This window comes from Paenibacillus endophyticus, assembly GCF_014192395.1.
Classification (GTDB): domain Bacteria; phylum Bacillota; class Bacilli; order Paenibacillales; family Paenibacillaceae; genus Pristimantibacillus; species Pristimantibacillus endophyticus.
In genome coordinates this window covers 112,145-138,718 of the sequence record NZ_JACHXW010000011.1, presented here as the reverse complement: position 1 = coordinate 138,718, position 26,574 = coordinate 112,145, and the positions used below count along the sequence as shown (strand labels likewise).

The 26,574-nt window shown below is 47.4% G+C and carries 22 protein-coding genes; 21 read left to right on the top strand and 1 reads right to left on the bottom strand.

Features of this window, described 5'->3' with window-relative positions; genetic code table 11:
• Positions 1-1,229: 1,229 nt before the first annotated feature.
• The 3 genes from purH to FHS16_RS18370 all read left to right on the top strand — a co-directional run bounded on the left by purH (position 1,230) and on the right by FHS16_RS18370 (position 5,338).
• The gene (purH, locus tag FHS16_RS18380; protein ID WP_183565734.1) at positions 1,230-2,777 is read left to right on the top strand and encodes a bifunctional phosphoribosylaminoimidazolecarboxamide formyltransferase/IMP cyclohydrolase; all 1,548 of its coding nucleotides are present in this window, start codon (positions 1,230-1,232) and stop codon (positions 2,775-2,777) included.
• Between the two features lie 291 nt (positions 2,778-3,068).
• A complete protein-coding gene (gene purD, locus FHS16_RS18375) occupies positions 3,069-4,334 on the top strand; it encodes a phosphoribosylamine--glycine ligase (RefSeq protein ID WP_183565731.1) in 1,266 nt (421 codons plus the stop codon).
• 569 nt (positions 4,335-4,903) lie between these two features.
• Positions 4,904-5,338 carry a hypothetical protein gene (locus FHS16_RS18370; RefSeq protein WP_183565728.1) on the top strand — a complete coding sequence of 145 codons (435 nt, stop codon included), beginning with the start codon at positions 4,904-4,906 and terminating at the stop codon, positions 5,336-5,338.
• A gap of 340 nt (positions 5,339-5,678) precedes the next feature.
• On the opposite strand, the gene FHS16_RS18365 is transcribed toward FHS16_RS18370, so the two are convergent.
• Positions 5,679-5,855, bottom strand: coding sequence for a hypothetical protein (locus FHS16_RS18365; protein WP_183565725.1), 177 nt, complete (start codon positions 5,853-5,855; stop codon positions 5,679-5,681).
• 323 nt (positions 5,856-6,178) lie between these two features.
• Here FHS16_RS18365 and FHS16_RS18360 point away from each other — a divergent pair, with 323 nt between their 5' ends.
• From FHS16_RS18360 to FHS16_RS18275, 18 genes are all read left to right on the top strand, one after another.
• Positions 6,179-6,664, top strand: coding sequence for a hypothetical protein (locus FHS16_RS18360; RefSeq protein WP_183565722.1), 486 nt, complete (start codon positions 6,179-6,181; stop codon positions 6,662-6,664).
• A gap of 263 nt (positions 6,665-6,927) precedes the next feature.
• Positions 6,928-7,992, top strand: a complete 1,065-nt coding sequence (locus FHS16_RS31830; protein ID WP_246431821.1) for a hypothetical protein — start codon at positions 6,928-6,930, stop codon at positions 7,990-7,992.
• A 477-nt stretch (positions 7,993-8,469) separates the two neighbouring features.
• On the top strand, positions 8,470-9,627 hold the full coding sequence (locus FHS16_RS18350) for an ROK family transcriptional regulator (RefSeq protein WP_183565719.1): 1,158 nt from the start codon (positions 8,470-8,472) through the stop codon (positions 9,625-9,627).
• Between the two features lie 19 nt (positions 9,628-9,646).
• Positions 9,647-10,651 carry an asparaginase gene (locus FHS16_RS18345; protein WP_183565716.1) on the top strand — a complete coding sequence of 335 codons (1,005 nt, stop codon included), beginning with the start codon at positions 9,647-9,649 and terminating at the stop codon, positions 10,649-10,651.
• A gap of 88 nt (positions 10,652-10,739) precedes the next feature.
• Positions 10,740-12,353, top strand: a complete 1,614-nt coding sequence (locus FHS16_RS18340) for a glutathione ABC transporter substrate-binding protein (protein WP_183565713.1) — start codon at positions 10,740-10,742, stop codon at positions 12,351-12,353.
• 119 nt (positions 12,354-12,472) lie between these two features.
• Positions 12,473-13,396, top strand: a complete 924-nt coding sequence (locus FHS16_RS18335; RefSeq protein ID WP_183565710.1) for an ABC transporter permease subunit — start codon at positions 12,473-12,475, stop codon at positions 13,394-13,396.
• A 92-nt stretch (positions 13,397-13,488) separates the two neighbouring features.
• The gene (locus FHS16_RS18330; protein ID WP_183565707.1) at positions 13,489-14,400 is read left to right on the top strand and encodes an ABC transporter permease; all 912 of its coding nucleotides are present in this window, start codon (positions 13,489-13,491) and stop codon (positions 14,398-14,400) included.
• 13 nt (positions 14,401-14,413) lie between these two features.
• The gene (locus FHS16_RS18325) at positions 14,414-15,418 is read left to right on the top strand and encodes an ABC transporter ATP-binding protein (RefSeq protein ID WP_183565704.1); all 1,005 of its coding nucleotides are present in this window, start codon (positions 14,414-14,416) and stop codon (positions 15,416-15,418) included.
• Positions 15,415-16,407: an ABC transporter ATP-binding protein gene (locus FHS16_RS18320; RefSeq protein ID WP_183565701.1), complete on the top strand. Its 993-nt coding sequence runs from the start codon at positions 15,415-15,417 to the stop codon at positions 16,405-16,407. The genes FHS16_RS18325 and FHS16_RS18320 overlap by 4 nt, the downstream gene beginning before the upstream one ends.
• A 41-nt stretch (positions 16,408-16,448) precedes the next feature.
• On the top strand, positions 16,449-17,924 hold the full coding sequence (locus tag FHS16_RS18315; protein WP_183565698.1) for a leucyl aminopeptidase family protein: 1,476 nt from the start codon (positions 16,449-16,451) through the stop codon (positions 17,922-17,924).
• 15 nt (positions 17,925-17,939) lie between these two features.
• Positions 17,940-18,632 (top strand): copper homeostasis protein CutC, encoded by a 693-nt coding sequence (locus tag FHS16_RS18310; RefSeq protein ID WP_183565695.1) that lies wholly within the window; start codon positions 17,940-17,942, stop codon positions 18,630-18,632.
• A gap of 31 nt (positions 18,633-18,663) precedes the next feature.
• Positions 18,664-19,623 (top strand): ROK family protein, encoded by a 960-nt coding sequence (locus tag FHS16_RS18305; protein ID WP_246431820.1) that lies wholly within the window; start codon positions 18,664-18,666, stop codon positions 19,621-19,623.
• 40 nt (positions 19,624-19,663) lie between these two features.
• Positions 19,664-20,938 (top strand): alpha-L-fucosidase, encoded by a 1,275-nt coding sequence (locus tag FHS16_RS18300; RefSeq protein WP_183565689.1) that lies wholly within the window; start codon positions 19,664-19,666, stop codon positions 20,936-20,938.
• Between the two features lie 895 nt (positions 20,939-21,833).
• Positions 21,834-22,127 carry a hypothetical protein gene (locus FHS16_RS18295; protein WP_183565686.1) on the top strand — a complete coding sequence of 98 codons (294 nt, stop codon included), beginning with the start codon at positions 21,834-21,836 and terminating at the stop codon, positions 22,125-22,127.
• Between the two features lie 13 nt (positions 22,128-22,140).
• Complete coding sequence (locus FHS16_RS18290; RefSeq protein WP_183565683.1) at positions 22,141-22,578, top strand: hypothetical protein; 438 nt, start codon at positions 22,141-22,143, stop codon at positions 22,576-22,578.
• 73 nt (positions 22,579-22,651) lie between these two features.
• Positions 22,652-23,527: an N-6 DNA methylase gene (locus tag FHS16_RS18285; RefSeq protein WP_183565680.1), complete on the top strand. Its 876-nt coding sequence runs from the start codon at positions 22,652-22,654 to the stop codon at positions 23,525-23,527.
• 386 nt (positions 23,528-23,913) lie between these two features.
• Positions 23,914-25,083, top strand: coding sequence for a polysaccharide deacetylase family protein (locus tag FHS16_RS18280; protein ID WP_183565677.1), 1,170 nt, complete (start codon positions 23,914-23,916; stop codon positions 25,081-25,083).
• Between the two features lie 31 nt (positions 25,084-25,114).
• Positions 25,115-26,560, top strand: a complete 1,446-nt coding sequence (locus tag FHS16_RS18275; RefSeq protein WP_183565673.1) for an FG-GAP repeat domain-containing protein — start codon at positions 25,115-25,117, stop codon at positions 26,558-26,560.
• Positions 26,561-26,574: the final 14 nt, after the last annotated feature.

The following is a 26,574-nucleotide window of genomic DNA, read 5'->3' as shown; positions in this document are numbered from 1 at the left end:
CTGGAAATCAGATCATAGGATTATGAAGGTAGACAGCAAGGGCTGGAAATCAGATCATAGGAATATGAAGGTAGACAGCGAGGGCTGGAAATCAGCTCATAGGGATTATGAAGGTAGACAGCGAGGGCTGGAAATCAGATCATAGGATTATGAAGGTAGACAGCAAGGGCTGGAAATCAGATCATAGGAATATGAAGGTAGACAGCGAGGGCTGGAAATCAGATCATAGGATTATGAAGGTAGACAGCGAGGGCTGGAAATCAGCTCATAGGGATTATGAAGGTAGACAGCGAGAGCTGGAAGTCAGCCTTCTTATATGCGTAGGATAGAAGCGACGGCTCTGCTGGCAATAGTAAGCTAAGACAGCTGAACGGAAACAGTGAGCTCTGTCGACATTTGCAAGCTGAGTAAGTTGAACTTAAAAAATGAAGTTTTAGCGAAGTGAGAAGATCGTTCTGGAGAAACGAAGTGTTCGCCTTGCAGTCAGATTCTCACCTTTAAATGTCTAATGAAATCAAAGAATCTGACTGCAACAGCGATCGTAAGTATGATCTACTCTACTCGCGCAGCGCCTAAAACGTAAATGTTTAATTCAACTTATATTTGGGGTGACTTTAGTTTTCTTTTTCCAGTTCTTGGTTGGGTGTGCTAGTTCGATCGGTTAATCAATGAAATCGCCATATATGACGAGGCTTCACTGCACTTTGTACAGCGTAATCGATGTTACTTGCCTGACTCGACTCGTACACTGCAGTTAGTACAATGGATTTCCATGTATAGGGCGATATTCATTGGTTTGGAGCTCATTCTACTGCAGTATTACATTGTAGCCGTCTGAAACAGCTCTTATGTAAGGTTTCTGTTGTATTAAGTGCAGTCTAGGCTGCTTCTCCATAAACGAGCAGGGACTTTAAGTGCATGATACCGCGAATTTTCGGAAGGAAATCAAAGCATCTGGCTGCAACAGCGACCTTTCAGAATGATCTATTTGCGCGGCGCTCAAAACGTAAATGTTTAGTTCAACTTATATATGTTTAGTTCAACTTATATAAATAGCTGAACGGCTGCAGTGAGCTATAACGGTAATAGTACGCTAAGACAGCTAATCGGATATAGTGAGCTTGTTGATGATAGTAAGCTAAAACAGATGAATGGCAGCAGCGAGCTGCTTACGGAAGTTTTATTTTAGGGAAGCAATGGGTTGGTCAAATAGATGAGGAGGTATTTGCGTGGCTATTCGTAGAGCGTTAATCAGTGTTTCCGATAAAACGGGAATCGTGGAGTTTTCCAGAGAGTTGGCAAGCCAAGGCGTGCAAATTATTTCGACGGGCGGTACATTCAGCCTGCTTCAGAAGGAAGGCATTCCGGTTATCGGCATTTCCGATGTAACGGGCTTTCCGGAGGTTTTGGATGGACGTGTCAAAACGCTTCACCCTGCCGTACATAGCGGTTTGCTCGCGGTACGCGACAACGTAGAGCATCAGAATACGATGAAGGAGCTTGGCCTGGATTATATCGATCTTGTTGTCGTTAATTTGTATCCGTTCAAGGAAACGATCGCGAAGCCTGACGTATCCTATGAAGATGCGATCGAAAACATCGATATCGGCGGCCCGACTATGCTTCGCTCAGCTGCCAAAAACCATGCATTCGTAACGGTTGTGGTCGACACTGCCGACTACGGCACAGTTATTGAAGAGCTGAAGGCGCAAGGCGATACGACGCTTGAGACACGCAAACGTTTGACTGCCAAAGTATTCCGCCATACAGCGGCGTATGATTCCCTTATCTCAGATTATTTGACAAAACAAGTGGGCGAGTCGTTACCTGAAACGTACACGGTTACTTACGAGAAGGTACAGGATCTGCGCTACGGCGAGAACCCGCACCAGAAGGCTGCATTCTACAGCAAGCCGCTTGCAGCAGCAGGCAATGTCACGACCGCTGAGCAATTGCATGGCAAAGAGCTGTCCTACAACAATATCAGCGACGCGAACGCATCGCTTGCTATCCTGAAAGAGTTCGACGAGCCGGCTGTCGTTGCGGTTAAGCATATGAATCCATGCGGCGTAGGCATCGGCGCAACGATACATGAGGCTTATCAAAAAGCTTACGCGGCAGATCCTACTTCAATCTTCGGCGGTATCGTAGCAGCTAACCGGACGATCGGCGCGGACACGGCTGAGCTGCTTGGCGGCATTTTCCTAGAAATCATTATCGCTCCTGACTTTACGCCAGAGGCGCTTGAAATTCTTACGAAGAAGAAAAATATCCGTCTGATGAAGCTGGGCGAGCTATCCGCAGCAGCCGAGCGCAAATCTGATTGGGTCGTTACATCGGTTGACGGCGGCATGCTCGTACAAGAGAGCGACGTTCACAGTGTAACGGAAGCGGATCTGCAGTTTGTAACAGACCGCAAGCCGACAGCTGAAGAGCTGAAGCAGCTGCTGTTCGGATGGAAGGTCGTTAAGCATGTGAAATCGAATGCGATTCTGCTTGCGAAGGATGACATGACGATCGGCGTTGGCGCCGGCCAGATGAACCGCGTAGGCGCAGCTCGCATTGCGATTGAGCAAGCTGGCGAAGCGGCTAAGGGCGCTGCACTTGCTTCGGATGCCTTTTTCCCAATGGGCGATACGGTAGAGCTTGCTGCGAAAGCAGGCATCACAGCGATCATTCAGCCTGGCGGCTCGATTAAGGACGAAGAGTCCATCGCTGCAGCCAATTCCAACAACATTGCTATGGTATTCACAAGCGTACGTCATTTCAAGCATTAAATCTTGCTCTTTCATAGGCAGCCGCGCGTTAACGACAGAGAGCTGGCGAAGCGGGCGGCTGCTGCTGGTTTAACCGATCTAAATGATAAGGCTTTATTGATTCAACATCTTGTGTTCTCCGCGAAACGAGCTAATGCCATCAAAAACGGCGGCAGTCGTTTACTTTTGACGTATAGGAAAGGATTTGAGTTTGCTCATCCTTTCTCTATACGTTTCGCCCGAAACGATGGCGTCAATAAAAGGACGCTGTCAGGCGTTTCTTGTTATATAGTCAATTAGGGGGTTACGTTAATGCGTATTTTGGTAGTTGGCGGCGGCGGTCGCGAGCATGCGATCGTCTGGGCGCTTAAGAAAAGCGAGAAGGTCAAGGAAGTTTTTTGCGCGCCTGGCAATGCCGGTATTGCGCAGCTTGCCGAGATCGTTCCCATTGCAGTAAACGAATTCGATAAGTTGATTCGTTTCGCTAAGGATGCCGCGATCGACTTGGTATTTGTTGGACCGGATGATCCGCTGGCTGACGGTATCGTAGATGCATTCGAGGCGGCAGGAATCGTAGCTTACGGTCCGCGCAAGAATGCAGCTGAAATCGAAGGCAGCAAAATTTTCATGAAAAACCTGCTGAAGAAGTACAATATTCCGACTGCGAAGTACGAAACGTTTACAGATTATGAGGCAGCCTCCGCTTATCTGCGCGAGCAAGCTGCACCGATTGTCATTAAGGCCGACGGCCTTGCTGCCGGTAAAGGCGTGACGGTAGCAGCAACGCTTGAGGAAGCAGAGAAAGCGCTGCGCGAGATGATGGTGGACAAGGTGTTTGGCCAAGCCGGTACGCAAATCGTAATCGAGGAGTGCCTCGTTGGGCAGGAGATGTCGATCCTTGCTTTCGTAGACGGCGAGACGGTTCGCGCAATGGTGCCAGCCCAGGATCACAAGCCGATCTTTGACGGGGACAAGGGACCGAATACAGGCGGAATGGGCACTTACACGCCGCTGCCTCATATCGACCCGGCGATTATCGAAGAGTCGATCCAGAATATCATCATACCAACGGCAAAAGCTATGGTCAGCGAAGGCCGTCCATTCCGCGGTGTCTTGTTCGCAGGCCTCATGATTACGCCGGACGGTCCGAAGACGATCGAATTCAACGCGCGTATGGGCGACCCAGAGACGCAGGTCGTATTGCCTCGTCTGCAAACGGATCTGATTGATATCGTGCTGGCTTCGATCAACGGCAATTTGGATCAGCTGGACATTCAGTGGAGCGACGAAGCGGCGGTTTGCGTAGTAGTCGCATCGGAAGGGTATCCCGCTTCATATCCGAAAGGACGCGTCATTACGGGTCTAGCTGAAGCAGAGGCACAAGGCGCACTCGTATTCCATGCCGGTACAGCCGACAAAGACGGACAATTCGTCACAAACGGCGGTCGTGTGCTTGGCATCGTCGGCCGCGGCCGCGACATCGCCGAGGCACGTGCACGTGCGTATGAAGCGGTTAGCGTCATTGATTTCGAAGGAAAACAAAGCAGAACCGATATTGCAGCGAAAGCTTTGGTATAAACAAGCCCAGCCTGTACGCTTATGTCGACAACAAGCTGGAAGCCTATGCGATTTGCCGTTCCTGAGGAACGCCGATCGCATAGGCTTTTTTTAAATACAAGACTGTAGAGGTTTCACGCGATAAAGCATTCTTCTATTTCTACGAGAAACGGTTTCCCTCCTCCTGAAGAGGACGGCGAAGCCGTTTACGCTTGAAATATAGGAAAGTATATCATTTGGCCAACTTTCTCTCTATTTCTACGCGGAACGTAAGCTTAGCCGCCAGAGGATGGCAACAGCCGTTTACGCTTGAAATATAGGAAAGTATATCATTTGGCCAACTTTCTCTCTATTTCTACGCGAAACGTAAGCTTAGCTGCCAGAGGACGGCAACAGCCGTTTCACCTCGGTTGTTCCTACGGCTCGACACCATCCATTTTCGTTCTCTTGCCGCGCTTATTTAGTGGGGAAACAGAGGCGCCAAATATCTACATCAAGGACGTCCCTGATGCGATTGCTGTTACCCTTGAATCTGATTCATCCGGAGATCTTCACGTTACAAACGTAGAATATAAAAAGGGGCAATACTGATGAGAGCTCAAATGATGGACAAGCTATTTCTTGAATCCTATCTAATGATGAACATGGAAATTACCTTTGTTGGAGTGAAAGCTTGGTTTGAAATGGCTGGTATGCCTATGGATGATGTAGCGTTGTTTCGGGCACTATTATTACCAGAGAAGATTGATAGCGCGCTGCAGCCCGAAATGACCCGTCTGATCGTATATCGTTACGAAGATGTGTTGTTCCAGGTTAATCGGACCTGCAATTCTACAGATGGTGATGCAGACCCGCTTCGGGATGTATACGATCCGCTACATCAGCTCCTCATTCGTTTAATGAATACCCTGACTCTTGACGGCGAACAAAACGCAATGATTGATCTTGGGATCGAGCTTAATCTTGACAGGAAGAGGGAGATTCCACTCTATCCGTCCTTAGACAGTTTTTTTCAAATCAGATAACAATACCCTAATTGACCGTCACTCATGAGACGGTCTTTTTGTGTTACTACTTAAGTCTCCTCAATACTGTGGAGATTTTTTTTGAGAATAAGGATTTCTAGGTCTTCTTGTTTCCTTCTGCACTATGGATTATTCTTGTTCAGCCATGTGTTTTCTAACCGTCTTTCGTTAAATATTCTGGCGTTCAGCAATCACCTACTGCCCTCACCGAATCGTACGTTTTACCTTAGCGATTATTATGGGTATTTTATATTTAGCGGGTGGTGACAAACAGTCATGCTGAAACTACATCAATCAGAAATAATAAAGTCAAAATCTGAGACTGTGGCGGGTCCAATCGCTAGATGAACAATTGGGATAAAAGCAATACAAGTAGAGGGCCAATTACTATAAACCCCAGAACTAATGCAATTAATTTCATTGGCGCCGACAAACCACGGGGCTCATTTAAACTGCCAAGTCTTGCATTTGTATCCTTTACTTCTTCTGGTAACTTCTTATTTATCCCATCTGACATTTTAACGCCTCCCTGGTACATATGATACCACACGTGAGTCGTCCATTCATCGCTACGAATCATTTCTCAGTTTGTAAAAATCGACTACAATACCTAAGCATTAGTTGTTTCGAGCCGTATTATTCAGAAGAATCAAGAAGCAAGAGTCGAAGTTTCTTGATCAAACTGCTTTTACTCGATAACTGGGGGCAACTACTGATCAAAGTTATGCGATTAGTATTTCTTCGATCTTACTAGATTGTTATATTACAGATATTTCTTGATTAAGTATATTATGTTTCAATTATATATGTAATAAAAAACACAAACAGGAGGTAGTATTTATGAAAAAAAAGTTTGGCGCATTGCTTTTGGGTCTTGTTATGATGCTTTCTTTCGCATCAAGTACTTTCGCAGCAAACCCGACAAATACGACTTGGAATATTCAAGGAACCAAGATAGGTGGGTTTCATGTAAGATCTCAGGGAACGATTTCGTTTGACTTACCAACAACTACTGTTAATTTTAATGGCTGGGCTTCGTCGGTGTGGGATGGAGGATACTGTGAGCCTGTTGAAATGAAAATATATGCTAAAACTTCAGTAACAAGATATGCGGGATCTAGTGAAAGTGGATTGGCATATCAGGAGCAGGGCACAAAAAATGGATGCAATGCGATAGTTGTTTCAACAAGTATCAGCGATTCCTTCTCTTCTTGGACAATCAGCACAGCTACAGTTGCAGCAAATGGATGGATCAAAATTCCAGATGGAGACATTTACGAACAAGTTACCGCTGTCGGGGACCATGGTCTAGAATCATCTAGTTAAAGCCATCTTATCATAATCGATCAAAAGCACCCTAGGGTGCTTTTGATTATTTCTAACACGTTAACCATATTATCTGTTAGTTCTTATCCCTGTTTTTATAAATATAAGAATGAATTTTAATATGATTGTGAATGATATATACCTCAAATTTGTGATATACAATATTATTAAATTAGGATTCAAATTCTTAAAGAAACCTCAAACCAATAGTATACGGCTCTTGATAAATTTCTTAGAATACAACAGATTACGAGGTGACAAAAGTGAAGAGAGTACTAAGTCTGATTATGCTAGCAATCATGCTAACTGGATGTAATTCTTCGTTAAGTGTACAGCAAGCTACACCAATTGATCTTGTTCTACAACAACGTTATGCTGACCTCGGGCATGTAGCTGGCTTTAAAAATGGTAAACCAAGTATTTACACAACTTTATGGACACTTAAAACTCTAAACGAACTAGAAATAAAAATTTCGCATAAAAGTGAAATAATTGATTGGATGAACTCTGTAGAACTTGTTCAATCAGTGCATTCCACTAATACAGCGAATTCTGAGTGGTTAGAGGGTTTACCCCCCGAGTATGCCCTGATATTTCAACTTGAAATATTTAATGAACTTGGTACAAATGTTCCGACAAAATACCTTGAAAACATTGATAATCATTTTAGAGAGCGACAACAATCTGACGGTTCTTTTGTTATTGAAGAGGAAATTAATGACCCTCACATTTCAACGCTTTGGGCAATTAGAATCTATGATTTATTAAAACTGGAAATACCATACAAAAATAAGGTTGTACAATATATTAACAATAGATATTTCAATTTAGAATCTGATATAAGTATTATAAATCACGTATATTACTTAACCATGCTGAAGCAAACTATTCCAGATGATCTTTTGCTGCGATTCAAAGAAGTAGTAAAAGGATTATCTACTGACATATATAATTCAAAAGATTCATTTAGAACAACTCATATGTGGTATCAAATTAAAATTATCGCTACTACTATTCCCGTAGATATAAAGATTGAAATAGGCAAAGATAAATTACTTTATTCTTTCAATCAATATTTTAACGGTGAGGGCTCTAGTCCCGAGGTTCTATATAAATATTGTGTTATATATGACGATAAAATAAACAAAGATGAGAAAGAAGAATTAAAAGATATATTCGAAAATACTTATTTTAATAATGGTTGGAATACTCACGGAGGTTTGCTGGAGGATGGTTACGAAGAAGGCAGAGCAATTGCGATCGCAACGTCCCAGGCGAAGGAATGGGGCGAGAATCGAGACAAGCAAATCCGCAAAAAAACGGTTTGACGGTGCAAGCTGGGCAGCTTGCACCAACAATCGCTTCCGACGATGCAGCGCTTACGAGGCTGTATCGTTGGAGGCGGTTTTTTATTGCCATTTTTGAAATGCCACGCTTTTTATTAGCAGGATCAATTTTGCAGAGGGATTCCACTCGGAGTGGGGAGGCTGAAAGGGAAACGATTTCATGACGAATAAGCGTAAAATGCTAACACGACCGATCGTGTGAGGTTTGTGTTATGTAAGCGGTTTCCAGTACCCAATAATCCCGAGTTAATCGCTTTCATTTGTGCGAAGAAATAATTAAACCATAAATGATGTCATTGATATTGACATGATTGCGTTCAGCATTTATCATTAATACCAGCAGTGGAGAAACTAAGTTGAAAATTATATAAAATATAATGAGTTTAGTCTTATTATGCAGTTTATTAGTAAAATATGCATGTAATTATTTCAGTGGAGAAAATAATGGGAGAGTCGTCCGTGAAAAAGCATGATCAGGATTTTATGAAGAGGCAAAACCGTCTTACCGTTTTTGAAATTATTAAAAACCAACATCCCATTTCCCGAGCCTCTATCGCTAAGCAGACGGGAATGAGCCCGACAACCGTTAGCAGAATCGTCGGGGAATTGACGGAACAAGGCTATCTTTTGAACTCCGATCAAGTATCGGCTGGCTTAGGCAGGAAATCGACGCTGCTGGGCATGGTTAACGCTTCGGTGTTGTCGGTCGGCGTTGATCTAGATCGCAGCCTAATGAGTATCGGTATCGTGGATTTGCAAGGCAAGCTCGTTTGCGGCAGCAAATACCCGCGAATACCGGATGAGAGTCCGGAAACGACGCTTATACGCATCAGCGAAGCGATCGAGCAATTGATGCAGCAGCAAGAGATTGACCGCACCCGCATCGTTGGCATTGGCGTTGGTCTTCCTGGCATCGTGAACAATGAAGAAGGTATCGTCGTTTTCTCTGTTCAGCTTGGATGGAAGAACGTCAAGCTGGCTGAGCGATTGAAGGAACTAAACGGATTTGATATCGCTGTTGATAATGAGCTCAAAGTGCGTGCGCTTGCCGAGCATTTGAAAGGCGCTGCATTCGGTTCGAGACGTACTGCGCTGCTGGGCTTCGGCCATGGCGTTGGCTCCGCGATTATCCTTGAAGGAGAAATCTATCGAGGGGTAATGAACAGTGCCGGCGAAATCGGCCACACGACCGTTGATCCGAGCGGGATGATGTGTGATTGCGGTAAAGCAGGCTGCCTGCAAACCTACATCAATATTAGTTCTTTGTTATCGGAAGCAAATCGCATTCGTCCGATCGGTACGATTGAGGAGTTATTCGAGGCGAAGCGCGCAGGAGAGCATTGGGCGATTCATCTGATCGACCGTGCGCTCATGTATATGGCGATTACCATTAACAATGTCGTATGCATGTACAATCCTGACAGTGTTATTTTGAGCGGTGAGCTTGTCGACAAATTTCCTGATATTCACGATGAAGTTGAGAAGATCTATCTTTCGCGCTTCTTGTGGGAACCGCTTCGTGATTCTTTTACCTTCCATCGTTCGATGCTGAACGAGCGGGGCGTCATGATCGGATCGGGCCTGTTGTCGCAAAATCGATTTTTCGCATTGGAGTAAATAAAGGGAGGTCGCATAGATGGGATTTACAACACTGGTAGAAGAATACCGCGGCGGCATACTTGAAAATGTACATTATGGGGCGGTAACCGTCGTTGATGAGAAAGGCAGCATTTTGTATAAGGCAGGAAATCCGGAGCATGTCACGTATTTGCGATCTGCCGCCAAACCGTTTCAGGCTTTGCCGGTAATGAAGCGGCGTATCGATGAAGTATACGGGCTGACAGGTCAGGAGGCTTCGCTCTTCACCGCTTCCCACCGCGGAGAGGCGTTTCATATTGCAGTATTGGAATCTATGTTTCAGAAAATGGAGTTAAACGAAGAAGGCCTTCACTGCTGCGCTGCCTACCCTCTTAATGAGGAAGCAAAAGCGGAGCGCCACCGGGCAAATGAGCCGAAGCGCAAAATTTTTCATAACTGTTCAGGCAAGCACGCTGGCTTAATCGGCCTCAGCAGGCATATGGGCTGGGATGAAAAAACCTACTATGATCCGAATCACCCGGCCCAACAAGAGATTTTGGAAATGATGGCTTACATGGCCGAGGTGCCGAAGGAATCGATTCCGCAAGGCATCGACGGCTGCGGCTTACCCATCTTTGCTCTTCCGCTTCACAAAATCGCTTATTCCTATTTGAAGCTGGCTTGTCCCGACTTAATTGGGGATGCCGATGTACGAAATGCGGCAGCTGTAATCGCTAGGCTAATGAATGAAAATCCTTATATGATCGCCGATACAAAGTTCGTTTGCTCGGAACTGCTTAAGGACAATAATTTGTCGGCTAAGGGCGGGGCAAAAGGGGTATACGGCATTGGTCTCCGCAAGGAAAGAATCGGCATCTCGCTGAAGGTATCCGACGGATCCGAGCAGGTTTGGCCTTGTATTATCGCATCCATTCTGGAACGAATCGGCTATGGCAATCAAGCTACGATCGATCGTTTATATGCACTTGTTCCGAACGAAATCGTGAACGACGGCGGTACACCAGTAGGTGAACGGCGAGCTGTCTTCCAGTGGGAAGCTTGATTGATAAAAGACGAGAATGATCTCCAAGTCGGTAAGATTCGGATTAGGAGCTGTTCTAATACATCATTTCTATAGGGGAGTGTAGGACATGAAAGCAAAAGGAAAAGTATGGTCGATGTTTATGTTGCTGCTTATCACAGTTGTAGTTGCTGCAGGCTGCGGGAAAGCAGACAATAACGGAGGCACCAGCAATACTGGCGGCAATGCCGCTGGCAATACGGAAGGCACTAGTACGGCAACGAAAGACAATAAGGATATTGTCATTGCGATCAATGCTAACTTTATTACGCTCGACCCGCATAATGCGAGTGACACCCACTCCATCAGTGGCGGTAGAACGATGTACGAAGGTTTGATGGGCTTCGATGAGAACATGCAAATCACACCTGTACTTGCTGCAAGCCACACGATTAGCGAAGACGGGCTTGTCTACACGTTCACATTGCAAGAGAACGTTAAATTCCATGATGGCACGGATTTCAACGCCGAGGCTGTTAAGGTCAACATCGCTCGTATTCAAGATGAGAAAAACAATCTAAGATTGCGCAAAAGCTTCGCAAAAGTAGCTAAAGTGGAGACGCCAGACGCTAAAACAGTTGTCTTTACCCTTAGCGAGCCATACAATGCCTTTCTAAATAAAGTAGCTATGGCAGGAATGATCAGCCCGAAAGCTTTGCAGGAGAGCGGAGCTGACATTGCGAAGAAGCCGGTAGGTACAGGTCCGTTCAAATTAAAAGAATGGGTTCAAGGCGACCGTCTAGTTGTCGTGAAAAATGAAAATTACTGGCAGCAAGGTTTGCCGAAAGTGGACAGTGTAACGTTCAAACCGGTACCGGAGAATGGTTCGCGAATTGCAATGTTGAAAACAGGCGAAGCCGATTTCATTTACCCGATGCCAACCGAGCAAGTGTCCGAGGTTGAAGGACAAGAGGGAATTGCGATCGAAACCATTGATTCGACCATCGTTCGTTACGTGACGCTGAACACGATGAAGAAGCCTTACGACGATGTGAAAGTACGTCAAGCGATCAACTATGCAATCAACAAAGAAGCTTATATCAAAGTTGTAAAATCGGGTCTGGGCGCTAAGCTTGACTCCACCATGTCTTCAAAAACGCAATATTATTCGCAGCAAACGGGCTACGATTATGATGTAGCGAAAGCAAAAGCGCTGCTCGCTGAAGCGGGTTACCCGGATGGCTTCGAAGCTGAAATCTGGGGCGAAAATGATTCCGAGACGATTAAAGGCATGCAATTTATTCAACAGCAATTAGCGCTTGTAGGCATTAAGCTGGAAGTGAAATCGATGGAGGGCGGTACGCTTTCCGATCAAATCAACTCAGCTAAAACGCCGGAAGAAGCAAAAATTCAAATGTGGTATGTGAGCTGGTCCCCGTCTTCAGGTGATGCGGACGGTGCGACAAGAGGTTTGTTCAGCAGCGAGATGTTCCCGCCGGCAGGTTCCAATACGGCCTATTACAAAAACGATAATGTCGACAAATGGATAGCAGATGCGAATAAATCAATCGATCCAGAAGAAGCAAAAGGCATCTATGCAAATATCCAAAAAACGATTTGGGAAGAAGCACCGTGGGCATTCATGGGCGTTGACCAAATTATTTCAGGCAAAAGAACTTACCTGGAAGGCGTAAAAGTATATCCGGACGGTTCCATTAACATCCTGAATGCAGAAGTAAAGTAATGAGGTAGACAGACAAACGCTAGGCTTGGTATTCACATGAAATGAACAGGGCCGCTTCTATAGATTGACGGGAGGCGGCCCTATTATATCATTTGTCGAAACTGAAGGAGGCTTATGAGTTGGGTAGATATGCTTTGCAAAGACTCCTCGGGGTTATTCCGCTGCTGTTCGTTGTATCCGTGCTTGTCTTTATGTTTATTCACTTAATTCCGGGTGATCCTGCTCGTCTTATTGCGGGAAAGGACGCTACGCTTGAAGAGATTCAAGGCATTCAAGAGCAGCTCGGCCTAAATCTTCCGCTATGGAAGCAGTACATTAATTATATGGGCGATCTGCTGAGCGGCAATTTAGGCAATTCGATTCGATCGGGTATGCCGGTTACCGATATGCTGGAGAGCAGAGTCATGCCTACCTTGTGGCTAACGTTCCTCAGCATGGGCTGGGCGCTCGTTATCGGTCTTCTAATTGGCGTTATATCTGCGGTTTATCGCAATAAATGGCCAGATTATGCCGGCACATTGACGGCGATTTCGGGTATGTCCATTCCCGGGTTTTGGCTTGGACTCGTTCTTATTCAAATTTTTTCCGTTGAGCTAGGCTGGTTTCCAACCGGTGGCGTTGATTCTTGGAAGTCATACATTTTGCCTTCGATTACGCTTGGGGCAGGCATTATGTCGATGCTGGCACGATATTCGCGCTCATCCATGCTGGAGACGATGCGAGAGGACTACATCCGTACCGGGCGAGCGAAAGGTCTGCGCGAATATGTCGTTATCGGAAGACATGCGCTTCGCAATTCACTGATTCAGGTCGTAACCGTAGCGGGCCTTCAATTTGGGTTTTTGCTTGGCGGTTCGGTTATGGTTGAAACGGTATTCAGTATACCAGGCCTCGGAAGATTACTGGTGGACTCCATTCTTTTCCGTGATTACACGGTCATTCAAGCCTTGTTATTGATGTTTGCAACCCAATTTATTCTTATTAATTTGATCGTAGATTTACTATACGGCGTACTCAATCCAAAAATCAGGTATTCGTCGTAGTTGAAGCGATGAAGACGTGAAACGATACGAATGGTTATTCAAGCGACAGATGATGTTGCTTACAGCGTTAATTTAGGGTTAGGAGGAATATCATGAGCAACAATTCATCGGTAATGGGAGCGGGTTCACCGTTATCGGAAGAGGTGCTGGCCCCGGCAAAAACAAAGGGCCGCTTCGGAGCGTTTATTCGCAAGTTTTGCAAACAACGGATGGCTCTAGTGGCTACCTGCTTTATTATATTGCTATTCCTCGTTGGGATCTTTGGGCCTTTTCTGACGCCTTATAATCCGGATGAGCCGAACTATGATGCCTTGATGACCGGTCCTTCCGCAGCGCATTGGGCGGGTACGGATGAATACGGTCGTGACATTCTAAGCCGGCTTATGGACGGGACGCGTTTGACATTAGCTGTAAGCCTGAGCGCTGTTATGATTGCAGCGGTATTCGGTACTATTTTTGGTCTGCTGAGCGGATATTACGGCGGTTGGCTGGATCGGCTTATTATGCGGGGCAGTGACGTATTGTTCTCATTCCCCGATCTTTTGCTTGCGATTGGCATCGTTGCTATTCTCGGGCCGGGCTTGTCGAACGTCGTTATTGCAGTTGCCGTATTCGGGACACCGTCATTCGCGAGGATTATTCGAAGCGTGACGCTGTCGGCCAAGGAAACGTTGTTCGTAGAGGCTGCCCGTTCGATGGGAGCCAAGAACAGGCGGATTATTTGGCGTCATATTTTTCCGGAAACCATCTCCAGCATTATCGTTAATGTATCGATGAAAATAGGCGGCGCTATTTTGGCGGCTGCATCACTAAGCTTTCTCGGAATGGGCGCGAAGACAACGGAGCCCGATTGGGGCGCCATGTTAAGTATGGGACGCGATTACCTCAGTATTGCTCCGCATATTGTCTATTTTCCGGGCATAGCCATCTTTTTGACTGTGCTTGCTTTTAACCTGGTCGGGGACGGACTGCGTGATGCTCTTGATCCCAAAACGAAAAACTAAGGAGGGACAAGACATGACTCAACATTTGCTCGAAGTACAAGGGCTGAAAACGGAGTTCAAGCGCGAAAGCGGCAGCATCATGGCGGTCGCAGGCGTTGACTTTCATATAAAGAAAGGCGAAGTGCTCGGTCTTGTCGGTGAATCCGGTTGCGGAAAAAGCGTAACTTCCTTGTCGATTATGCGCCTGCTTAAGGATACGCCGGGTAAAATTGCCGGAGGAGCCGTTCGTTTTGAAGGGACCGATTTAACCAGTATTTCAGAGAAGGACATGCGCCGCATTCGGGGAAATGAGATGGCGATGATTTTTCAGGAGCCGATGACATCGCTAAATCCCGTGCTGCGAATCGGTTTGCAGCTGGCAGAGCCGATTATGCTGCATTTGGGCTATGGACGCAAGAAGGCGCGCGAGCATGCGATTCATATGCTGCGGCTGGTCGGCATTCCGCGCGCAGATGAAATCGTAGATGACTATCCGCATCAGCTTTCCGGCGGGATGAGGCAGCGGGTGATGATCGCAATGGCGATGTCCTGCAACCCGAAGCTGCTCATCGCAGATGAGCCGACGACAGCGCTCGACGTGACGATACAGGCGCAAATTCTTGATTTGATGAAGCGGCTGAAGGAAGAACAAGATATGGGCATGCTGCTTATTACGCATGACCTTGGCGTTGTTGCTGAGCTATGCGACCGGGTAGTCGTTATGTATGCTGGCCGGGTAGTGGAGGAAGCTTCCGTCCATGAGCTGTTTGCGAATCCGCAGCATCCGTATACGAAGGGATTAATCCAATCGGTGCCGAAGCTGCGTCAGAAAGTACGCCGTCTGGATTCCATTAAAGGGAATGTTCCCGACCTTTCACAAATGCCGCAAGGCTGTAAGTTTGCGCCGCGCTGCTCCTTCGTCATGGAGAGCTGCCTGACGAAAGAGCCGGAGCTGCTAAAGGTCGAAGGGCTTGTGGAGCGTAAGAGCCGTTGCTGGCTTACGCAGCAGGAGAATACGGAAGGAGGGGTACATGTATGAAGGAGACGCCGCTAATTGAAGTGAAAGGCTTGAAGAAGTCATTTTCGGTGAAGAAAGGCTTCCTCGGCACGACTAAGCATTTGCGTGCGGTTGATGGGATCTCCTTTGCGATACGTAAAGGAGAAACGTTTAGTCTCGTCGGTGAGAGCGGCTGCGGCAAATCGACGACAGGTCGTCTAGTGACCCGCTTGCTGGAGCCAAACGATGGCGAAGTTTGGTTTAAGGGCCAAAACATCAGCCATATTTCAGACAATCAAATGCGGCCGCTTCGCAAAGATATGCAGATGGTGTTCCAGGACCCCTACGCTTCGCTTAATCCGCGGATGAAGGTGAAGGATCTGGTCGCTGAGCCATTGCTTATTCATACGAAGCTGTCAACCAAAGAACGGGATAAGCTAGCCTGCGAGCTGCTGGAAACCGTAGGGCTCAGCAGCTTTCATGCCGAGCGCTTCGCGCATGAATTCAGCGGCGGGCAGCGGCAGCGGATCGGTATCGCAAGGGCGCTGTCCGTCCGTCCGAGCTTAATTGTGGCGGATGAGCCGGTATCCGCTCTCGATGTATCGATTCAATCTCAAGTGCTGAACCTGCTGCAGGATTTGCAGGAGGAATATGGCTTGACGTATTTATTCATCTCTCATGATCTGAGCGTTGTTGAACATATTAGCGATCGCATCGGCGTGATGTATTTAGGCTCGCTCGTGGAAACGGCAGACAAGGATACGCTGTATGACAGGCCGCTGCATCCTTACACGCAAGCGCTGCTCTCATCGGTTCCCGTGCCGGACCCAAGCCTTAAGAAGGAACGAATTATTTTGAAGGGCGATCTTCCAAGTCCCGTTGATCCGCCAACCGGCTGCAGGTTCCATACAAGATGTCCTTCCTGCATGGGAATTTGCAAGCAGCATGAGCCGGTGTTTCGGGAAGTCGAGCCGGGCCATGAGGTGGCCTGCCATCTTTTTGATGAAGAAATGTTGAAATTAGAGCGTTAACTAATTATGTGTACACACTTTACGGCAAAGAAGGGAAAGCGATGAATATATGGATCGATTCCGCCAATACGGCGGATATTCTCGTCTATCTGGCTTATGAAGAGGAGTCCTTTCCTCACAAGCTGGGGGAAGCGCATAAACGCAGTGGCAGTGTGGCATGGTTGTACGGCCGATCGGAGGAAGAGCCAGACGTTCTCGCGGTAGGAATGGGGAAACGCTCTGGTCTTACACTTGAGAAGATTCGCCGGGCAGCCGGATCAGCCGCCCGCAAGGCGCAGCAGGAAGGCAGGAGCAGCGCTTCGCTTGTCCGTATGCCAAGCAGCGATAAAGATGCAGCCGGCGAAAACAGCACCATCGCTGCCGCCGATTGGCTGCAGGCTTGGACGGAAGGCTGGCTGCTCGGTTTATATCGATTCCAAGCCTATCGGGAGTTTACAAGAGTGGATGCTGCAGTCGATTTCATGCTGCAGTTGAAAGAGTGGCCGGAGTTAACCAACGTAGAGCTGGGGGCAGTGCTTGAGATTGCGCGAATCCGTGCAGATGGCGCTATGCTTGCCCGCGACCGGGTGAATGAATCGCCGGATACACTAAATCCCGATAAGTTCACGGAGTGGATGGCGGAATATTTTGATCGTGCTGATCTGCCTGTTAAAGTTCATGTATATAAGGAGCAGGAGCTTGCCGACCTTCAAATGAACGGGCTGCGCGCAGTGGGCGCAGGCAGCAAGCATTCGCCTGCGCTTGTCGAGATCCGTTATGAAGGCAACCCGGAGCTGCCTATGCTGGCATTGGTCGGCAAGGGAGTGACGTTCGATATGGGCGGCATGAATGTGAAGACAGCCAGCGATATTAGCGATGCTCGCATGGACATGGGCGGAGCGGCTGCTGTCATCGGCGCGATGGACATCTTGCTGCGCAAGCGGGCTAATGTAAACGTAACCGCGCTTATTCCCGTCGTGGATAACGTGCCGGATGCGGAAGCCATATTGCCATCGTCGGTTATTCGATATCCGAACGGGTTAACCGTTCAGGTTGCGAATACCGATGGCGAGGGCAGACTGATTATTGCAGACGCTTTAATTCACGCTGCGAATATCGGCGCAGCAGAGGTGATCGATATCGCAACGCTGACGGGAAATGTTGGGGCAGCGCTTGGTCTAGGCATCGCTGGCATATGGGGTGACGCAGACATGACGCGCAGCCTGGTTGAGATTGGCGAGAGCAATGGAGAAAGGCTGTGGCCGATGCCGCTTATGGATGAATATGAAGCAGACCTTCGGAGCAATTATGCGGATTTGCGCAATGTGGGCACCTCTTCGTTTGCGGGTGCCATTACGGCAGCGCTCTTTATCCGCCGCTTTGTGGCAGAGTCCATGAAATGGATTCATATCGATATGGCAGGCACGGTTCAATACAAGCAAGATGTAGGCTATTCGGAAGTCGGCGCAACCGGATATGGCGCACGGCTTCTTGCAGACTATGCGATGAAGCAAGCAGCATTAACAAAATCGATATAGCAGGGGGGCTTAGTTATGATTTTGGAAGTCATCGCCACTTGTATAGAGGATGCATTAACGGCGGAGGCAAACGGCGCGGATCGCCTTGAGCTGATTACCGCGATTACGGAAGGCGGCTTAACGCCGGGAATTGGTTTAACCCGGCAGGCAGCCAAAGCAGTGAAAATTCCTGTTTTTGTTATGGTTCGTCCGCACAGTCGATCATTCGTTTATTCTAAAAATGATATTTTGACCATGGCAGAGGAAATAAAGGCAATTGCGGAAAGCGGTGCAGCCGGTGTCGTGATTGGCGCGCTGACACCTGAAGGACGCATTGACGAGCGGGCTTTGGAAATGCTGCTGCCGCTAACGAATGGCCTGCAAGTGACTTTCCACCGCGCTTTCGATGAGCTGGAGGATCAGCTTGCAGGTCTGCGTACGCTCGGCCAATACCCGCAAATTAAGCGTGTGCTTACCTCGGCTGGACCGGGTTCAGCAATGGAAGCTATTCCGGCTATGCGGAGGCTGGTCCTGGAATCGCAAGGCGGATCGGTAAGCATATTGGCTGGCAGCGGCCTGAAGCCGCAAGGCATGAAGCCGTTTATCGAGCAGACCGGCGTGACGGAATTGCATTTTGGATCGGCTGTCCGCTTTGGCAGCGACTCTCTGTCCCCAATTGATCCGGCAGCCTTGCTGGCGCTTTCTGACAGTTTGCGTTCAGGCGGTTAATGGATACTAGAAAGTGAAAAGGTGAATGGCCATGCATAAGGTTGAAAGCTATGTAGTCGGAATCGACTTAGGTGGTACGAAGATTGCAGCGGCGCTGTTCGACTCGAACGGTACGCTGGTCAATCGGGAGCAGATGGAGACATCCGGGGCTCGGACAGCCGAAGAGGTGGTCGAGCGAATGATCGGCATGATTCGCTCGGTCTCCGAAGGACGGCTGTTAACAGGCGTCGGATTAGCCTCTCCTGGAGCGGTCAACAGCCGTGACGGTATTGTCATTAACGGCACTAATTTGCCGGAATGGGACAACGTCCCGTTGAAGCAATGGATGGAAGCCGCGCTTAAGGTTGAGGTGCAGGTCGTTAATGATGCTAATGCTGCCGCTTGGGGCGAGTATGTCAGGGGCGCAGGAAAAGGCTCGGAAAATATGGTTTACGTGACCTTCAGCACAGGCATTGGAGCGGGAATCGTCATGGACGGCAAGCTGATACTGGGAACAGAATCGTTTGCCGGCGAGCTGGGTCATAACATTATCGATCCGAGCGGTTCATTGTGCAGCTGCGGGAGATACGGCTGCTGGGAGGTGTTCGCTTCAGGAACAGCTATTCGGGATACGGCCCTAAAGCTTATGGAGAATAGAGCGACCCTCCTATCAGAACTGGCAAATGCAAACGGCGGGAAGCTTACAGCCCAGCATGTATTCGAAGCAATGAAATTAAACGATCCGGTAGCTATAGAGGTAATTGACCGGGCGATTCAGTATATGGCGTTAGGACTTGCGAATGTGGTGCATACGTTCAATCCTGATCGCATCGTTATCGGCGGGGGCGTAAGCAAAGCTGGGGACTTGCTGTTTCCAGCGCTGCGCGAAAAAACGGAGGAGCTGGTTATGACTCCGTATAGAGGAACATACCGTATCGTATCTGCCGGCCTCAAGGACAATGTTGGCCTTATTGGAGCCGCAGCATTGTTTCATACATTCGAAGCGGAATAATTCATTTATCATTTCTATTATAAACGGAGGGATTTCAGGGATGGGAACAAGAGAAGAAAGAACGCAATGGTTTTTGCAGGACAGATTCGGCATGTTCATTCACTGGGGATTGTATTCGATTCCCGCTAGAGGCGAATGGATCCGCGGCAACGAGCGGATGAGCAAAGAACACTATATGACGTATTTCAATGAATTTGACGCATCCCGTTATGATCCGAAGGCATGGGCCAAAGCAGCCAAGGCTGCCGGGCAAAAGTACGCGGTACTGACGACCAAGCATCATGATGGATTTTGCTTGTTCGACAGCAAGCTGACTGATTTTAAGGCAACCAACACGCCTGCTGGCCGGGATCACGTTCGTGAATATGTGGATGCATTCCGTGCGGAGGGAATCGCTGTCGGTTTGTATTATTCCATTATCGACTGGGATCATGACGACTATCCGGGCTACGGGGATAAAGCGCATCCAGACCGCAGCAATGAAGCGGCGAAAGACAAGCCGATTGTCTTTGATCGTTACCTCACGTATATGCATGGACAAGTGAAGGAGTTGCTTACGAATTACGGAAAAATCGACATCATGTGGTTTGACTTTTCCTACGACAACATGACCGGAGAGAAATGGAAAGCGACTGAGCTTGTGCGGATGATTCGCTCTATCCAACCGGATATTATTATCGACAACCGATTGGGCGGAAACATCCGGGCAGCAGAGCCGGAAGAATATGCAGGCGATTTCTTCTCGCCGGAGCAGATCATACCGCCGGGCGGCATTGTTGACGTAAACGGCCAATCTATTCCTTGGGAAGCGTGCATTACGCTTAACGACAACTGGGGTTATTGCTCCGAGGACAAAAACTACAAGTCGACCAAACAGGTCATTCGATCAATGGTGGAATGTATTAGTAAGAACGGCAATCTGCTGCTTAACGTTGGACCCGATGCCAAAGGCGAGATGACGCGCGAATCGCTAGTCGTATTAAGCGAGGTTGGCGAGTGGATGCGATTGAACGGGGACAGCATTTACGGCTGCGGCCATTCGTCGCTTCCGAAGCCGGAATGGGGCCGTTATACGCAGAAAGGTAACAAGCTGTACGCCCATGTTTATGACAGAGGGATTGGCCCTATCTATTTCCAAGGGTTGAAAGGGAAGATTAAGAAGGCGAGATTGCTGCGAGACGGTACTGAGCTTAAAATCGAGGTGCCATGGATGGCGGAGGAGTATTCCGATATTGAAGGCGGAGCATTCATTACGCTGAAGGGCGCCGAGCTGCCGGATGAGATGGATACGGTTATTGAGCTTGAACTCATTTAATGTTGTTAAAATAGCCATAACGAATGGCAGTTTAATATTCCACTTTAAAGAACGCAGCCTCTGGTAATCCGGAGCAGCTGCGTTCTTTAATTATTTGGGGAATTCCCTTTAAAAGCGAATGCTGAACCATTTTTTATTAAATCTAGCAATCTAGCGAAAAAACACTGCCGTAGGAGATAATACCAACGTGCTGCACGCTCCACAGCAAGGGAAAAATTCAGCGATTGATTATCAAAATTCAGTAGTTCGACTGGATTCTTTCGAGCAGCGCTTCGACGATGGCTCCAATTAGCGAGGGAATCGTAAAAGCGGGCAAAGCCAGGGTTGCAAAAAAACGGAAAACCGAAGCCGAGGAAGTAACAGAAGTGATGGCTCGAAGGAACAAAGCTGTAATCCTTATAGATCTCTACGTGGATTCATTCAAAATGCAATTAAAACCCACAGTTCTTTTTCCTAAGCATAAAAAATGATCGCTCAGTTATTACAACTGTGCGATCATTTTTTTTATTTAAGCTTTCCTATTATTCCAACTTGTCGGATCATGCTCCTGGTAGTTCTTCCGTATGCGCTGGTTTAGCCCAATCGATTTGCCTCCGTCCGCGGCCAGCTGACAGCGATGCTGCGGCTTTAATTCGGAAGAACCGATTCAGCGCAATGAGTGGCAGCATGTGAGGGTCTTAAACCTTCCTGATATTTACTGGGACTACCCACTGGTGTATAATGGAATACATTATGAATGACGAAAAATTTTCCTTGCCGTTACTTATTCGAGCAGGGAAGGAGACGCTTTTCAGCGATTTTACACAGGTACGAATATTGGAACGCATTGGCATACGGAGACCGTATGTCTTTTTTGCGTTCTTTTTTCGTTTCCAAACAAGGGGGATATTCAATTATGGAGTTTGAGAACACAAAAAATTTATATGTAAATGCATGGTTTTTGTCACCAGAAGAGATTGAAAGGCTACTGAGTAGTTTAACCACTCCTTGGAAAAGAATCAGCAATCAATTCTTCTTCCTTGTAACGGCAAATAATTGCAACGAGGTATTATTCTCAACCCGGGAAGTAAATCTGGCAAACGGGTCAATGATCCATGAGAGCAATATCGAATATGTTCAGAACTCTCCGGAAGAAGTTGAGAATCTGCTCAATGAAATTTATAGCCAAGCCAATATCATACTGTTCTGAAGGGGAATCATGAATGACAAAGACAACGTTAGCGCTTAAGCATTTCTTCAAAATAGCTTCATTTGTAAAGAGTACGGTTATCTCTTCCATAGCCTGCATATCTAAGTTTGTAAATCGAAGCGGGAACTGCGATGACGGGGATTTCTTGAAGTCAGATGGATTAGATCCAAAAGTGTTAGAAGTACGCATCTTGAGTTATAGCATCTCGCATTATTTGGTGAAAGAGGAGAAAGCAAAGAATAAGTATCTATTGCTGTTACATCTTGTAAAAAAGCGAAATGAATTGTTAACTGGTATTCAGCTCCGGTTTCATCGGGTAGCCATGTTCGATTATAGAAGCCAGGCAAGAAAGGATCTTTTGATTCCATCTAAAGGAATTATCGATGCTTATCAGCTCGCTGCATATAGCGAACTCAATGCTCGCCCTCTATCAATTCGTCCATGCGAATAGAATAGTTTTACCCTCTGCACAGGGATTATCGACCTCCCTGTGCAGTGGGGCGGTGTTGAAAGGTTGATCATTTGTGACTAAGGAGAAAAATAAAGATCACTTGTATCGAGTATCCCGCTTCACACCAGAGAGACTTGCACGGCTGCCACATGAAGTATCAGGATATGCCCGGGCAATTGGTGGGATGCCCCAAAGCCATTTAGAAGTTCTCGATAAGAGAGGGTGGCTATTACCCTTTTTATTTACTTATGATGCTCTCTTATGGGGGCGCTGGGATTATTGGTTGGAGATTAGGCAGAAAGGCACGATAACCGGAAGTGGCCCAATTCCACAAATTGAGTGGGCCGATCTCGGATCGGCAAGGACGCTCGCGACAAAGAACATGTTCACAAGTTGCTTATCTCATCATGAAGCGACTATCGATCATTTTTCGGATTGGCTCCTATGGGGCATGGCCAGTACGGATGAGAAGCCGCGTATATCTGCGAAACTAAATGAACACTTCTATCGCGAATTTGATCTATTTCTTGTCCTCGATAATCCAACAGATTATCTTTCACAAGTTTTGTGTGACGAGACCGGAAAGGGATATAAGTCGGGGCTTGGATACTTTCCTACTCCATTTCCGATTACTCGTATGATGGTTGAAATGACACATGGCGATGGAGACCCAGAGGAGAAAAAACGACAAGCGGTTATGGATCCCTGTGTTGGAACTGGCGCGATGCTTTTACCAGCCTCAAACTACTTCCTTCGCGGATATGCTCAGGATATATCTGGAATCGCAATCAAGCTCTGCAAAATCCAAATGTACTTCTATGCACCCTGGTACGCCAGTCCTGGTGATGTAACCGGTTATGACAAGATGGAGGTTCCAATTCAACTTGTGCCCGCCATACCGAGTCGAAACGGTAAAATAACAACTGATCAATTTGCGTTTGCCTTCTGACGCAGGCGGTATTCTGTAAAAAGGAATTAAATATTGATTATTGAACCAGTAATCAAATTTATATTAGCAGACCTTCCCCTGCATGGGAGCCTAAATAAAAAGGCTCTCGGTGCAGCGGGAGCTAATGGAGTGAATGATATGAATAGTATGTTAATAGAGTCAGAAAGCCTGTATGCAGTCGTGTCAAATACAATGATGGAGTACAAAACGATTTGGTGCCGGCTTGAGAATGGATCCTATTGGTGTTACCGCTCTCGACCAGCGGATACTGCAGAGCAGCTCATTAAAGAATATAACAAGCTCGAAAGGTGTTACTAATTTGTAACTCTATCGATTTGTGGCAGGGGTACAATGAATCTATCAGCGAGGAATAGAAGGTGAGAGTAATGAAAAAAGCAAGACGGAAAGCTCGAAATGTAGTTGCAGGGCTGTTTCTGACAGCGGTTATGATAGGGGTCAGCGGATGCTCGGCTGGTTCTTCATTTAGCCTATCTGCACTTTTGTCTGGCGACAAACAGCCACAGGTAACCGGTAACGCCCAGCAGGGTCCGCAGACGGGCAGCGGCACTGATGGTGATGGAAATTCGGTTATCGTCGGGAATGCAGGCGGGGTGGATGGGGCAGTCGAGCACGGCAATTTACCTGGGCATACACAAAGTCCGAAGCCTGACGCTCAGCCAAGTGATCAAGCAACCGAGAAGCCTTCAAGCACAGTGACGAATTCACCTGTAACGCAAGCAACGGCAACGCCGAATCCGGAAACAACGCCGCAGCCTGAGGATACAAGCACAGAGCAGCCAATCGTTACAGGGACGGATCATCCAGCATCGACGCCTACGGGTAAGCCGGGTGCGACAGCGACACCGGATGCGGGCAATGTTGATCCTAAACCGGATTCGCCGGCAACAAGCAAGCCGGAAACCCCAGAGGCGGATCAGCTGGATAAGCCTGATCAGCACACGCCTGCCATTAAGCCGGGTAAAGGCGAGAAGTTTATTGCTTTGACGTTTGACGATGGTCCCGATCAGCGTTATACGAATGATATTTTGGATATCCTGAAGGAAAAGGGTGTAAAGGCGACCTTTTTTGTTGTTGGCCAACAGGTGAAAAAGAACCCCGAGGTGCTGCAGCGCATCGCGGAAGAAGGGCATTCCATTGGCAATCATACGTACAATCATAAAGATTTATCGAAGCTGAACAAGCAGCAGATAATCGAAGAAATCAAAACGTCGGACGCGGCGATCAAAAAAGCGGTCGGCTATACACCGGTTATGGTACGCGCACCTTACGGCGCCGTTTCGGATACGCTTAAAGTGCTGCTTAAAGCCAACAACCGGGATTTAATCAGTTGGAATATTGATACGCGGGACTGGGCAGGTACATCAGCAGCGGATATGAGCAAAATGATTAAAAAAGAAGCTAAACCTAATGGTATAATATTAATGCACTCTTTTGGCAGCAAAAATATTAAAAATACAGTCCAGGCACTGCCCGGCATTATTGACGATTTAGTGGAAATGGGCTATACGTTAGTGACCGCCGATCAGATGATTTAGCAGAGGTACAAGGCACGAGGAGGCTGTAAAGTTGGATAACGCAAGTTATACGAAAGCCAAGCCTAGAAGCAGACTGCTCATGCGACGGAGCCTATTGTTCAGCGGCATCGCTTTGCTTCTATGCTTGGCTACAGGCTGTCGTTATACGGCCGCGCCTGCAGATCTTCTGCAGAAGCCAGCTATCGCGCCGGAGAAACAGGCGATAATACTAGCGATTGAGAAAAGCTTGCCCGCATACAGCAAGCTTACGCTTCCGCTCAGAGAGGATCATATGGAAGCGATCCGGCTGATTGACGTGGATGGTGAAGGCACAGAAGAGGCAGTCGTTTCTTATTACAATGAATACAGCTCACCAGAGTTAATGGTGTTTAAATATGCGTCTGGGTCGTGGAAGCCATGGGTGCTCGTACAGCAGCCGCTCGCGAGGGTCATCGATTGGCTGAAGATCGAGGATCTTGACAAAGACGGCCAAATGGAAATTATGATCGGATGGATCGGGGCTTTCGACAGCCCTAACGTGCTTGAGATTTATTCTTTTAACACAAAGCCAGAACGCAACGAAAATGGTCAATTGACGCTGAAGCCCGTGGAGACATTGCCTTACTCCTATGGGGATACGGGTGATATTAATGGTGATGGTCGGCTGGAGCTTGCGATTATTTCCGAGATAGGAACCAACCAGGAAATGGCCATGCCGGAGTTTCATCTCACGCTCTACAATTGGCGAAACGGAGGCGCGCAAGAGCTGTATTCAGAAAATCTCTACAACGAGGTTAATAATTATGATCGTTTATTAATCGGGCGAATATCGCCTGACTATAGCGGCATCATTCTGGAAGCTTCGACTGGAGCGCACAGCACCTATACGACAATGTACGCATGGGAGCGGAATAAATTGAAGCTCGTTTATCCCTCACGCTCCGGCTTGCTCGAAGGCTTGAACGGCACGCCTACAATGAGCAAGGATATTAATGGTGATGGCATCCTGGAGCTACCTTGGGCAAAGGAGGCACCTGGCTACATAGACCTTTCCTATGCGGAATCGAAGTGGTTGAACGAATGGATGCAGTGGGACGGGAAAGCGGATTTCGTGAAAATATCGGAAGAATTCACTGATTACCGCTATGGCATTCAGCTTCGAATCCCGAAGTCTTGGATGGGACGATATACGCTTCACGGCACGGATGAGCCCTATGCGGTTGTTACAATCGACTATTGGAATGAATCCCTAGATCTAACCTCGGCTCTGGCGACGCTTTATGCCGTGCCGCAGAAGAAATGGGATAATGTCGAATCGGCATGGAAGCTGCAAGGGAAGCCCTATCGTCAGCTCATGACCGACAGCGGCAACGTATTTGCAGTTTCTTTCGTCAAGGAGGCTCCGCTTGAATGGGAAGCAAAAGAGCGGCAGGCATTCAGCGAGATGGCGGAGGTAGAGGCTGTCTTTTCTTCATCTCTCACCATTCGGAACGATTAAGAAAGAAAAGCGGG